Annotated in this window: 9 protein-coding genes; 6 read left to right on the forward strand and 3 right to left on the reverse strand. The window is 74.6% G+C overall.

What is annotated here, in order from left to right; genetic code table 11:
• Nucleotides 1-54 precede the first annotated feature (54 nt).
• On the forward strand, nucleotides 55-1,566 hold the full coding sequence (locus tag ACWIYF_RS16785) for a leucyl aminopeptidase (RefSeq protein ID WP_448623966.1): 1,512 nt from the start codon (nucleotides 55-57) through the stop codon (nucleotides 1,564-1,566).
• 27 nt (nucleotides 1,567-1,593) lie between these two features.
• Here the strand turns inward: ACWIYF_RS16785 and ACWIYF_RS16790 are convergent, their stop codons facing one another.
• A complete protein-coding gene (locus ACWIYF_RS16790; RefSeq protein ID WP_448623967.1) occupies nucleotides 1,594-2,007 on the reverse strand; it encodes an oxidoreductase in 414 nt (137 codons plus the stop codon).
• Nucleotides 2,008-2,084: 77 nt separating this feature from the next.
• Here ACWIYF_RS16790 and lpdA point away from each other — a divergent pair, with 77 nt between their 5' ends.
• The 3 genes from lpdA (at nucleotide 2,085) to ACWIYF_RS16805 (ending at nucleotide 6,391) form a co-directional block, all read left to right on the forward strand.
• Nucleotides 2,085-3,464: a dihydrolipoyl dehydrogenase gene (gene lpdA, locus ACWIYF_RS16795; RefSeq protein ID WP_448623968.1), complete on the forward strand. Its 1,380-nt coding sequence runs from the start codon at nucleotides 2,085-2,087 to the stop codon at nucleotides 3,462-3,464.
• A 54-nt stretch (nucleotides 3,465-3,518) separates the two neighbouring features.
• Nucleotides 3,519-5,348, forward strand: coding sequence for a 2-oxoglutarate dehydrogenase, E2 component, dihydrolipoamide succinyltransferase (gene sucB / locus ACWIYF_RS16800; protein WP_448623969.1), 1,830 nt, complete (start codon nucleotides 3,519-3,521; stop codon nucleotides 5,346-5,348).
• A 134-nt stretch (nucleotides 5,349-5,482) separates the two neighbouring features.
• Nucleotides 5,483-6,391 carry a TIGR01777 family oxidoreductase gene (locus tag ACWIYF_RS16805; RefSeq protein ID WP_448623970.1) on the forward strand — a complete coding sequence of 303 codons (909 nt, stop codon included), beginning with the start codon at nucleotides 5,483-5,485 and terminating at the stop codon, nucleotides 6,389-6,391.
• A 58-nt stretch (nucleotides 6,392-6,449) separates the two neighbouring features.
• Here the strand turns inward: ACWIYF_RS16805 and ACWIYF_RS16810 are convergent, their stop codons facing one another.
• Nucleotides 6,450-8,003: a protein kinase domain-containing protein gene (locus ACWIYF_RS16810; protein ID WP_448623971.1), complete on the reverse strand. Its 1,554-nt coding sequence runs from the start codon at nucleotides 8,001-8,003 to the stop codon at nucleotides 6,450-6,452.
• Nucleotides 8,004-8,074: 71 nt separating this feature from the next.
• Here ACWIYF_RS16810 and ACWIYF_RS16815 point away from each other — a divergent pair, with 71 nt between their 5' ends.
• Nucleotides 8,075-8,809 (forward strand): Type 1 glutamine amidotransferase-like domain-containing protein, encoded by a 735-nt coding sequence (locus ACWIYF_RS16815; protein WP_448623972.1) that lies wholly within the window; start codon nucleotides 8,075-8,077, stop codon nucleotides 8,807-8,809.
• Between the two features lie 5 nt (nucleotides 8,810-8,814).
• Nucleotides 8,815-9,465 carry a lipoyl(octanoyl) transferase LipB gene (gene lipB / locus ACWIYF_RS16820; RefSeq protein WP_448623973.1) on the forward strand — a complete coding sequence of 217 codons (651 nt, stop codon included), beginning with the start codon at nucleotides 8,815-8,817 and terminating at the stop codon, nucleotides 9,463-9,465.
• A 33-nt stretch (nucleotides 9,466-9,498) separates the two neighbouring features.
• Here lipB and leuS read toward each other — a convergent pair whose 3' ends face one another.
• Complete coding sequence (leuS, locus tag ACWIYF_RS16825; protein ID WP_448623974.1) at nucleotides 9,499-12,399, reverse strand: leucine--tRNA ligase; 2,901 nt, start codon at nucleotides 12,397-12,399, stop codon at nucleotides 9,499-9,501.
• Nucleotides 12,400-12,443 lie beyond the last annotated feature (44 nt).

Consider the following 12,443-nt stretch of genomic DNA (forward strand, 5'->3'; position numbering starts at 1 on the left):
CGCCGCGAGCCTGCGAGCGGTGGGGGGCAGGAGGGTCCTTCTACGATCGACGCCGTGCCGCCGACGATCTCCGCCACCGACCGCCCCCTCGAGAAGCTCTCCGCCGACGCGGTCGTCGTCGGCGTCGGCAAGGGCCCGGACGGCCCGCTGCCCACCCCCGGCAGCGAGGCGGTGGACCGGCTGCTCGGCGGCCGGCTGCTCCCCGCGCTCGCCGATCTGGGGGCCCGCGGCGCGGAGGACGAGGTGACCCGGCTGCCCACGTTCGGCCAGGGCCCCTTCCCGGTGGTCGCGGTGGTGGGCCTCGGCGCGCCGGAGAACGGCGGCGGCTACACCGCCGAGGCGGTGCGCCGGGCCGCGGGCGCCGCGAGCCGGGCGCTCTCCGGGCGCGGCTCGGTCGTCACGCTGCTGGCCGCCGTGGGCGGCTCCCCGGGCGCCGACCGGCTGCACGCCGTCGGCGAGGGCTCCCTGCTCGGCGCCTACGAGTTCACCGAGTACAAGTCCGACCTGCCGGCCAACCGGCCGACGCCGCCGCGTGAGTTCACGGTGGTGGTGCCCGACGCCGGTGACGCCAAGGCGGCGCTGGCGCGCGTGCGCGCGGTGGCCGACGCGGTCGCCCTCGTCCGCGACCTGGTCAACACCCCGCCGAACGACCTCCACCCCGCCGAGCTGGCCGCCCGCGGCGCCGCGGCCGGCGAGAAGGCGGGGCTCGCGGTCGAGGTCCTCGCCGAGAAGGAGCTCGCGGCCGGCGGCTACGGCGGCATCCTCGCCGTCGGCCAGGGCTCGACCCGCGGCCCCCGTCTGCTGCGCCTGACCTACAAGGGCAAGAAGGCGAAGAAGAAGGTCGCGCTGGTCGGCAAGGGCATCACCTTCGACAGCGGCGGCCTGTCGATCAAGCCCGCGCTGAACATGCAGAACATGAAGAGCGACATGGCCGGCGCCGCCGCCGTGATCGCCACCGTCTGCCTGGTCGCCGAGCTGGGCCTGCCGGTCGAGGTGACCGCCACCGTGCCGATCGCCGAGAACCTGCCCAGCGGTACCGCGTACCGGCCGGCCGACATCGTGACGTTCCGCAACGGCAAGAAGGCCGAGATCACCAACACCGACGCCGAGGGCCGCGTCGTCCTGGCCGACGCGATCGCCCGCGCCGCCGAGGACAGCCCGGACGCGCTGCTGGAGACCTCCACCCTCACCGGCGCCCAGCAGGTCGCGCTGGGCAACCGCACCTCCGGGGTCATGGGCTCCGACGAGCTGCGCGACGCCGTCGTCGCCGCGGGCAAGCGCGTCGGCGAGGGCATGTGGCCGATGCCGCTGCCGGTCGAGCTGCGCCGCGGCATCGACTCGCCGGTCGCCGACTTCGTCAACTCCAACGCCGACCGCTTCGGCGGCATGCTCGTGGGCGGTCACTTCCTGGCGGAGTTCGTGCCCGAGGGCCTGCCCTGGGCGCACATCGACGTAGCCGGGCCGGCCTACAACACCGGCGCGGCGTGGGGCTACACGCCCAAGGGCGGCACCGGCGTCCCCGTGCGCACCCTGCTCGCCACCATCGAGGACCTCATCGCCGGCTGACACCGGGCTTTCTGTACCGAAAGCCCGCTAGTCGAGGCGGTTGTCCTTCTGACGGGACGACCAGTCGCGCATGCGCTGGGGGTAGCCGGTCACCTGCGCGTCGTAGACCGGGATCGCCAGCTCGCGGGAGAGCCGGCGGGCGACGTCGGGGCCGTCGATGCGCCGCCGGGTCCACTCCCCGTCGGCGGCGACCAGCACGATCGTCGTCTCGGTGACCGCCGTCCGGGGCTCGACGTAGCCCTCCACGCCGCGGCGGGTGGCGACGAACTGCTCCAGGTGGGCGAGGTCGCCGTGGTGCGACCCCCGGTCCAGCGTGCCGCGCCGGCCGTGCCCCCCGGGGCCGCGCCCGCGCAGCCGGTCGAGCAGCCCCATTCCGCTCTCCTGTCGTCGCATCGTCCCGGCCTGCGCCGGGACGCTCCGCCCGGCCTCAACGGTGCGCACGGCCGCACCGTTCCCGGAGTGGCAGGATGAGCCCCGGACCCCGCCGCTGCCAGCCGTCGATGGATCGAGGAGAACCCGTGAGCGCACCGATCTCGCCGGCCGACCTCGTGATCCTCGGCGGCGGCTCGGGGGGCTACGCAGCGGCGCTGCGCGCGGCCGAGCTCGGCCTGTCGGTGGTCCTCATCGAGAAGGACAAGGTCGGCGGCACCTGCCTGCACCGGGGCTGCATCCCGACCAAGGCGCTGCTGCACAGCGGCGAGATCGCCGACGCCGCCCGCGAGGGCGAGCAGTTCGGCGTCAAGACGACGCTGGCCGGCATCGACATGGACGGCGTCAACCGGTACAAGGACGGCGTGATCAGCCGGCTCTACAAGGGTCTGCAGGGCCTGATCAAGGGCCGGAAGATCACCTACGTCGAGGGCGAGGGGCGGCTGGCCTCCCCCACCACCGTCGAGGTGAACGGGCAGACCTACGAGGGCCGCCACGTCCTGCTCGCCACCGGCTCCTACGCGCGCAGCCTGCCGGGCGTCGAGATCGACGGCACCAAGATCCTCACCAGCGATCACGCGCTCACCCTGGACCGCGTGCCCACGTCCGCGGTGGTCCTCGGCGGCGGCGTCATCGGCTGCGAGTTCGCCAGCGCCTGGAAGTCCTTCGGCGTCGACGTCACCATCGTCGAGGCGCTGCCCCACCTGGTCCCCCTGGAGGACGAGTCCTCCTCCAAGCAGCTCGAGCGGGCCTTCCGCCGCCGGAAGATCGGCTTCGAGCTCGGCAGCAAGGTCACGGGCGTGCAGACGACGGAGGTCGGCGTCCGGGTCGATCTGGAGAACGGCAAGACCGTCGAGGCCGAGCTCGTGCTGGTCGCCGTCGGGCGCGGCCCGGTCAGCCAGGGCCTGGGCTACGAGGAGGCCGGTGTCGCGATGGACCGCGGCTTCGTCCTCGTCGACGAGTACTGCCGCACCACCGTCCCGACCGTCTCCGCCGTCGGCGACCTCATCCCGACGCTGCAACTGGCGCACGCCGGCTTCGCCGAGGGCATCCTCGTCGCCGAGCGGCTGGCCGGGCTGCCCGTCACGCCGATCGACTACGCCGGCGTCCCGCGGATCACCTACTCCGACCCCGAGGTCGCCTCGGTGGGGCTCACCGCGGCCCAGGCCCGCGAGAAGTACGGCGACGTGACGACGCTGACCTACGACCTGGCCGGCAACGGCCGCAGCCAGATCCTCCGCACCGCCGGCGCGGTCACGCTGGTCCAGGTCCCGGACGGCCCGGTCGTCGGGGTGCACATCGTCGGCAGCCGGGTCGGCGAGCTCATCGCCGAGGCCCAGCTGATCTACAACTGGGAGGCCCTGCCCGACGAGGTCGCTGCCCTGATCCACCCGCACCCGACGCAGAGCGAGGCCCTGGGCGAAGCCCACCTCGCGCTCGCCGGCAAGCCGTTGCACGCGCACAGCTAGCCCGCACCGCCGCACATCCCCCAACCGAACAGCGCCAGAAGGAGCACTGCCTCGATGCCGACGTCCGTCACCATGCCCGCCCTGGGCGAGAGCGTCACCGAGGGCACGGTCACTCGCTGGCTCAAGCAAGAGGGCGAGCAGGTCGAGGTCGACGAACCCCTCCTCGAGGTCTCGACCGACAAGGTCGACACCGAGATCCCCTCGCCCGCCGCGGGCGTGCTCAGCAAGATCCTCGTCGCCGAGGACGAGACCGTCGAGGTCGGCGCCGAGCTCGCCGTCATCGGCGGGTACGGCGGCGGCGCGGGCGCGCCCCAGGCCGAGGCCGCACCTCAGGCCGAAGCAGCACCCCAGGCGGAGGCCGCCCCCGAGGCCGAGCAGCAGCCGGCACAGGCCGAACCGCAGGCCCAGCCCGCCGAGCAGCAGCCGGCCCCCGAGGCCGCCCCGGCGCAGAGCTCCGGCGGCTCCGGCGAGGGCACGCCGGTGACCATGCCGGCGCTGGGCGAGAGCGTCACCGAGGGCACCGTCACCCGCTGGCTCAAGGCGGTCGGCGACGAGGTCACCGCCGACGAGCCGCTGCTGGAGGTCTCCACCGACAAGGTCGACACCGAGATCCCGTCACCGGCCTCCGGCACGCTGCTCGAGATCACCGTGCAGGAGGACGAGACCGTCGAGGTCGGCGCCCAGCTGGCCGTCATCGGGACCGGCGCCGCGGGCGGCGGCGGTGCGCCAGCGGCCCCCGCCGCGCCGCCGCAGCAGGAGCAGCAGCCGGAGCCCGCAAAGCAGCCGGTGCCCCAGCCGGCGCAGGAGCCGGCCCAGGTCTCCGAGCAGCCCACCGCCGACTACTACGGGTCCGGCGGCGGCCAGCCCGCCGAGCCGGCCACCGCGCCCGCCCCGTCGGCTGCTCCGTCCGCGCCCGCGCCGGCCCCTGCCGCCGAGGGGGACGGCGGCGGCACCTACGTCACGCCGCTGGTGCGCCGGCTCGCCGCCGAGCACGGGGTGGACCTCGGCAGCGTCCAGGGCTCGGGCGTCGGCGGGCGGATCCGCAAGCAGGACGTCCTCGCCGCCGCCGAGCAGGCGCAGGCGCCGGCCGCGGCGCCGGCTCCCGCCGCAGCGGGCGCGCCCCGGACGCCGTCCCCGGCGGCCAGCCAGGACCCGTCGCTGCGCGGCCGCACGGAGAAGCTGTCCCGGCTGCGCACGGTCATCGCTCGCCGCATGGTGGAGTCGCTGGCGGTGAGCGCCCAGCTGACCACCGTCGTCGAGGCCGACATCACCCGGATCGCGCAGCTGCGCGCCAAGGCGAAGAACGAGTTCGAGGCCCGCGAGGGCGTCAAGCTCTCCTTCCTGCCGTTCTTCGCCAAGGCGGCGATCGAGGCGCTCAAGGCCCACCCGAGCGTCAACTCCTCGATCGACCTCGAGGCCGGCACGGTCACCTACCACGACAACGAGAACCTCGGCATCGCGGTGGACACCGACCGCGGCCTGCTCGTTCCGGTCATCAAGGACGCCGGCGACCTGTCCATCGGCGGCCTGGCCCGCAAGATCGCCGACCTGGCCGAGCGCACCCGGCTGAACAAGGTGACCCCGGACGAGCTGGGCGGCGGCACCTTCACACTGACCAACACCGGCAGCCGCGGGGCGCTGTTCGACACCCCGATCATCAACCAGCCGCAGGTCGCGATCCTCGGCACCGGCTCCGTGGTCAAGCGGCCGGTGGTCGTGCAGGACGCCGACCTGGGCGAGGTGATCGCGGTCCGGTCGATGGTCTACCTGGCCCTCACCTACGACCACCGGATCGTCGACGGCGCCGACGCCGCCCGCTTCCTCACCACCGTGCGGGAGCGGCTGGAGGCCGGTCAGTTCCAGGGCGACCTCGGACTGGCCTGAGAAAGGACCCCGCTGCCCCGCACCGCTCGCACGCTCGCGGCGGGACCCTGCAGCGGGGCCGGTAACGGGGCCCCGGCAAAGACTGCCGGGGCCCCGATGCGTCCGCGGGGGGCTCGGGAGGAGAAGAACCTGGCGTGAAGATCGCGGTCACCGGCGCCTCGGGCCTGATCGGCGGCGCCCTGGTCCCCCGCCTGCAGGCCGACGGCCACGACGTCCTCCGGCTGGTCCGGCGCACTCCCCGTACGGCCGAGGAGCACCGCTGGGCACCGCAGCACCACCGGATCGACCCGGCCCTGCTCGCCGACGTCGACGCCGTGGTGCACCTGGCCGGCGAGCCGATCCGGCCCTGGCTGTGGACCAAGGGGTACAAGCAGCGGCTGCTGACGAGCCGGCTGGACGGCACGTCCACCATCAGCGAGGCGCTGGCCGTGGCCGCCGCCGCCGATCCGGGCCGCCCGCGGGTGCTGATCTCCGCCTCGGGCATCGACTGGTATCCCGTCAGCGGTGACCGGCCGGTCACCGAGGCCGATCCACCGGGTGACTCCTTCCTCGCCCAGGTGTGCGTGCAGTGGGAGGCCGCCACGGCCCCCGCGGCGGCCGCGGGCGTGCGGGTGGTGACCCTGCGCACCGGGCTGGTCCTGGCCCCGGACGCTGCCCTGGTCCGGATCCTCGGGCTGGTGTTCCGGCTCGGCCTCGGCGGCCGGATGGGCTCGGGGCGGCAGTACTGGCCGTGGATCGCGCTGACCGACGAGGTGGAGGCGATCGTCCACCTGCTCCACGCCGACGTCTCGGGCCCGGTCAACCTGACCGCGCCGAACCCGGTGACCAACGCCGAGTTCACCCGGACCCTCGGCCGCGTCCTGCACCGGCCGACCCCGTTGCCCGTGCCCGGCTTCGCGCTGGCCCTGGCGCTCGGGGAATTCGGCCGCTCCAGCATCCTCGGCGGACGGCGGGCGCTGCCGGAGAAACTGCTCGCGTCCGGCTACCGGTTCACCCACCCCGACCTGGAACCGGCCCTGCGCGCCGCGCTGCGGCAGGGGTGAAGGAGGGACCCCCTCCTCCCCCTCCTCGCAAGTTCCGGGCGGTACCCGAGAGGGGGCCTCAGACCCGCTCGGCGTGCTCGATCCGCCACCCGTCGTCGGTGCGACGCAGCACCATCCGCACCGGCGCCTCGGGCCGCCCAGGCGCGGAACGGACCGCCGGCCCGTCGGCCGTGCCGGCCGGCACCACGTCGTAGCCGGGCCAGGCGTCGACGAGCTCGACCTCGGCCCGGTCCCCGTCGAGCGTCACGGCGGTCACGCGGAGGACGGACGGGGCGAACCCGCGCAGCACCTGCCCCGCCGCGGCGAGCTCCTCCACGAACGCGACGTCGGCGGCGCGCTGCGCGCTGTCCTCGGTGTAGACGTCGTCGAGCGGCCCGGGCGAGGCGGTGGCGAACGCCTCGGCGCGGCGGCCGTACAGCTCGGCGAGCACCGGCTGCCACCCGGCCGGGTCCGCCGGTGCCCCGGCGGCGAGCGGCTCCGCCGGCACGGACACCTCCGGCTCCTCGGACGGCGCGACCGCCGTGGCCGGCGCGGTCGCGGCTGCCGGGGCGGCGCCGCCGCCCGCTCCCCACCGGGTGCCGAGCCAGACCGCCGCGGCGAGCGTGGCCCCCACCGCGGCGAGGACGGCGACCCGGCGCAGCACGGGGACGACCCGGTCCCGTCGGGGCTCGACCGGCTCCGGGCGCGGCTCGCGGCGGTGCCGCCCCGGCACCTGGTGGGTCAGCTCGGTGCGCGGACCGCGGCCGGTGCGGCCGAGCTCCTCGTCGGGGACGCCGGCCGTGGGCAGCCGGACCGGCTCCGGCCGGCAGGCGTGCCGCAGGTCGAGGGCGAACGCGCCGGCCGAGCCGCGCTCGTGCGGGTCGTCGGCCAGGCCGCGCGCGATGACCGCGACCAGCTCCGCGGGTGCCTCGGGCGCCAGCTCCGCGAGGTCGGGCAGCACCCCCGCCGCCGCGACCGCCAGGGTGTCGGCGGGGCTCGCCGCGTTCCACGGCGCGATACCGGTCAGCGCGTGGAAGGCCGCGGCCGCGACACCGAAGACGTCCGAGGCGGGCCCCGGGGCGCCGCCGCGGGCGACCGTCGGGTCGACGTAGGCGGGGGTCACCTCCCCGGCCGCGGATTCCCCCAGCACCCGCGCGACACCGAGGTCGGTGAGCACGGGGCGGCCCTCGGCGGTGAAGACGATGTTGCCCGGTGAGAGGTCGCCGTGGACGACGCCGTGCTCGTGCGCGTGCGCCAGCGCGGCGGCCACCGGCGCGATGGCGGTGACCACCTCGCCCGGCCGCAGCCGCCCGCGCCGGGCGAGCAGCGCGGCGAGGCTGCCCCCGGGCAGCAGGTCCAGGACCAGCGCGACGCGGACCTCGCCGCCCCGCCGCGGCTGGTGCACGACCTCGTGCAGCCGGACCAGGTGCGGATGGTCCAGCTCCGCCAGCAGGGCGGCCTCCCGGGCCTGCCGCTCCGGGTTGCCGGCGACGAGCACCTTGACCGCCACCGGTGCTCCCCCGCCGCGCGGCACGGCCCGCCAGACCTCGCCGGAGCCGCCGCGGCCGAGCAGCTCCTGCAGCCGGTAACCGGGCACGATCGGCGCGGCGGCGTCCTCCGGAACAGCGGGCATGCCGGGACGGTAGGTCGACGGTGCGGTGCCCCGCCGCCGTTGTCCACAGGCCGCCGACCTAGGTTCGGGGCATGCCGGCGTCCGCACCGACCATCCTGGCCACCAGCATCGGCTTCGACAGCCGCGGCCGCGGCCCCTACGACTGGGCGCCCGGTCCGGTCTTCGACCTCGCGTTCGAGCTGGCCGGCGCGCCCGCCCGGCCGAAGCTCTGCTACCTCGGCACCGCGACCGGCGACGACCCGGTGCGCGTGGCCGGCGTGTACGGCGCGTTCGCCGGCAGCGGCGTCGAGGTCAGCCACCTCAGCCTGTTCACCATGCCGACGGTCCCCGACATGCGCGCGCACCTGCTCGCCCAGGACGTCGTCTGGGTGGGCGGCGGCAGCGTGGCGAACCTGCTGGCGGTGTGGCGGGTGCACGGCCTCGACGAGGTCTTCCACGAGGTGTGGCACGCCGGCGTCGTCCTGGGCGGGGTGTCGGCCGGGTCGCTGTGCTGGCACGTCGGGGGGACGACGGACTCCTACGGCCCGGACCTGCGGCCGGTCACGAACGGGCTGGGGATGATCCCCACGTCCAACGGCGTCCACTACGACAGCGAGGAGCAGCGCCGTCCCCTCTACCAGCGACTGGTCGCCGACGGCACGCTGCCGGCCGGGCACGCGACCGACGACGGCGTCGGCCTGGTCTACCGCGGGACCGAACTCGTGGAGGCGGTCGCCGACCGCCCGGACAAGGCCGCCTACCGCGTGCAGCGTGGCCCGGACGGCGGCGTCGTCGAGACGCGCCTCGAGCCCCGGCGCCTACGCTGATGGCCGTGAGCGACCTGCAGGTGCTGCGGCTGGGACTGATCGACTACGAGGAGGCCTGGGCCCGCCAGCGCGAACTCCACGCGCAGGTGGTGGAGGGTTCCGCGCCGGACACGCTCCTGCTGCTCGAGCACCCGTCGGTCTACACGGCGGGCAGGCGCACCCTGCCGCACGAGCGCCCGTTCGACGGGACGCCGGTCATCGACGTCGACCGCGGCGGCAAGATCACCTGGCACGGTCCCGGCCAGCTGGTCGGCTACCCGATCGTCACGCTGCCCGACCGCAAGAACGTCGTCTCCCACGTGCGGCGCCTCGAGCAGGCCCTGATGGAGGTCTGCGCCGGCCTCGGCGTCGCGACGGAGCGGGTGGAAGGCCGCAGCGGGGTCTGGGTGCGCGCCGACGAGCGGGGCCCAGACCGCAAGGTGGCCGCGATCGGCGTCCGGGTCGCCAAGGGCGTCACCATGCACGGCTTCGCGCTCAACTGCGACCCGGACATGGCGGCGTTCGCGAACATGATCCCGTGCGGCATCGTCGACGCCGGCGCCACCTCGCTGTCGGCCGAGCTCGGCCGTGACGTCCCCGTCGCCGAGGTGATCGACGAGGTCGAGTCCGCGATGCGCGCCGTCCTCAGCCCGGCCGCCGCTGCTGTCGGGGGCTGAGAGCGCAGGAAACCTGCGCTCTCGGCCTCCGCATCAGCCGAGGACGAAGTTGACCAGCCGGCCGGGGACGGCGACGACGCGGCGCACCGTCTTCCCGTCGATGTAGCCGGCGACCTTCTCGTCCGCGCGCGCCGCCGCCTCCAGCGCCGCTGCGTCGGCGTCGGCCGGCACCCGCACCTGGGCGCGCACCTTGCCGTTCACCTGCACCGCCACCTCGACGGTGTCCTCGACCAGCCAGCGCTCGTCGGCCACCGGGAAGGCGTGCCACGCCAGGGACGACGAGTGGCCCAGCCGCGCCCACATCTCCTCGGCGATGTGCGGGGCCAGCGGCGCCAGCAGCAGCACCAGCGGCTCGGCGACCGACCGCGGCACCGGCTGGTCCGCCCCGTACGCCGACGTCAGGTGGTTGGTCAGCTCGGTGATCCGCGCGATCGCGATGTTGAACCGCAGCGTCGCCATGCCGTCGCGCACGCCGGCGATCGCCCGGTGCAGCGCGCGCAGCGTCTCCTCGCCCGGCTCGACGTCGGCCGCGCGGACCGCACCGGTCTCCTCGTCGACGACCACGCGCCAGACCCGCTGCAGCAGCCGCTGGGAGCCGACGACGGCCTTGGTCTCCCACGGCCGCGACTGGTCCAGCGGGCCCGTCGACATCTCGTACACCCGGAAGGTGTCCGCGCCGTACTGCCCGATCATCTCGTCGGGCGTGACCATGTTCTTCAGGCTCTTGCCGATCTTGCCGTACTCGCGGTTGACCGGTTCCCCCTGGTAGAAGAACTGCCCGTCGCGCTCCTCCACCTCGGCGGCCGGCACGTAGAAGCCGCGCTCGTCGGTGTAGGCGTAGGCCGAGATGTAGCCCTGGTTGACCAGCCGGCGGAACGGCTCCTCGCTGGAGACGTGGCCCAGGTCGAACAGCACCTTGTGCCAGAACCGCGCATACAGCAGGTGCAGGACGGCGTGCTCGACCCCGCCCACGTACAGGTCGACGCCGCCGACGTCGCCGGGCTCGCGCGGGCCCAGCCAGTAGCGCTCCAGCTCGGGGTCGACCATGCGCTCGTCGTCGCCCGGGTCCAGGTAGCGCAGGTAGTACCAGCAGGAGCCCGCCCAGTTGGGCATCGTGTTGGTCTCGCGGCGGTACTTCTTCGGGCCGTCGCCCAGGTCCAGCTCGACCGTCGTCCAGTCGGTGGCGCGCGACAGCGGGGGCTCCGGCGCGGACTCGGCGTCGTCGTCGGCGAAGGTCTTCGGCGAGTAGTCGTCGACCTCCGGCAGCAGCACCGGCAGCAGCGACTCGGGCACCGCGCGCGGCAGCCCGTCCTCGTCGTAGACGACGGGGAACGGCTCGCCCCAGTACCGCTGCCGGCTGAACAGCCAGTCCCGCAGCTTGTACGTGGTCGTCGCCTCGCCGTGGCCGTGCGCGACCAGCCACTCGGTGATGGTCGCGATCGCCTCGGCCTTGGCCAGGCCGTTCAGCGACACCTCGTCGTTGGCCGAGTTGATCATCGGCCCGGCGACCGTGTACGCGCCGCCGTCCCAGCCGTCCGGCGGCTGCACGGTGCGCACGATCGGCAGACCGAACGTCTCGGCGAACTCCCAGTCGCGGGTGTCCTCGCCGGGCACGGCCATGATCGCGCCGGTGCCGTAGCCGGTCAGCACGTAGTCGGCGATGAACACCGGCAGCTCGTCCCCGTTGACCGGGTTGACCGCGGTGACGCCCAGCCAGACGCCGGTCTTCTCGCGCGCCTCGTTCTGCCGGTCCAGCTCGGAGCGGCGGGAGGCCTGCTTCTGGTAGGCGGCGACCGCCTCGGCGGGGGTGGCCGCGCCGCCGGTCCAGCGGGGGTCGGTGCCGGCCGGCCACGCCTCGGCGGTCAGCGCCTCGACCAGCGGGTGCTCGGGCGCCAGCACCATGTAGGTGGCGCCGAACAGCGTGTCGGGCCGGGTGGTGAAGACCTCGATCGTCTCGTTCGCGGCCGGGAACCGGATCCGCGCGCCGGTCGAGCGGCCGATCCAGTTGCGCTGCATCTGCTTCAGCGAGTCCGACCAGTCCAGCCGGTCCAGGTCGGCCAGCAGCCGCTCGGCGTAGGCGGTGATCCGCATCATCCACTGGGTCAGCGGCCGCCGGAACACCGGGAAGTTGCCCCGCTCGGACCGCCCGTCGGGCGTGACCTCCTCGTTGGACAGCACGGTGCCCAGCCCCGGGCACCAGTTGACCGGCGCCTGGTGCAGGTAGGCCAGCCGGTGCGCGTCGACGACGGTGCGCTTCTCGACCTCGTCCAGGTCGGCCCACGGGCGGCCGGAGGGGTTGGTGCCCGGCGCGGGCGACCGGGTGCCGGCGTCCAGCTCGGCGACCAGCTCCTCGATCCGGCGCGCCTTGCCGGCCTCCTCGTCGAACCAGGACCCGAAGATCTGCAGGAAGATCCACTGGGTCCACTTGTAGTAGCCGGGGTCGATGGTGGCGAAGCTGCGGCGGTCGTCGTGGTCGACGCCCAGCCGGCGCAGCTGCGCCTTGATGGCCTTGATGTTGGCCTCGGTCGTGATGCGCGGGTGCTGCCCGGTCTGGACGGCGTACTGCTCGGCGGGCAGGCCGAAGGCGTCGTAGCCCATCGGGTGCAGCACGTTGTCGCCGTCCATCCGGCGGAACCGGCTGGTGACGTCGGTGCCCAGGTAGCCCAGCGGGTGGCCGACGTGCAGGCCGGCACCCGAGGGGTACGGGAACATGTCCATCACGAAGAACTTGGACCGGTCGGCGACCCGGTCGAAGCCGGCCGACAGCCGCCCGGTCGGGTTGGGCGTGTGGAAGGTGCCCTCGGCCTCCCAGCGGTCCTGCCAGGAGAGCTCGATCCGCTGCGCCAGCGCCGGGGTGTACCGGTGCGGGGGCACCTCGCCGCCGGTGCCGGTGCTGGTCGGCTCGGTGCCCGTCTGGCTGGCCGTCTGGCTCATCGCGCTCGCTCCTGGGTCCTCGTTGGCGTCGGTGGGCAGAAAAA

It is taken from the genome of Geodermatophilus sp. URMC 64, assembly GCF_053502555.1.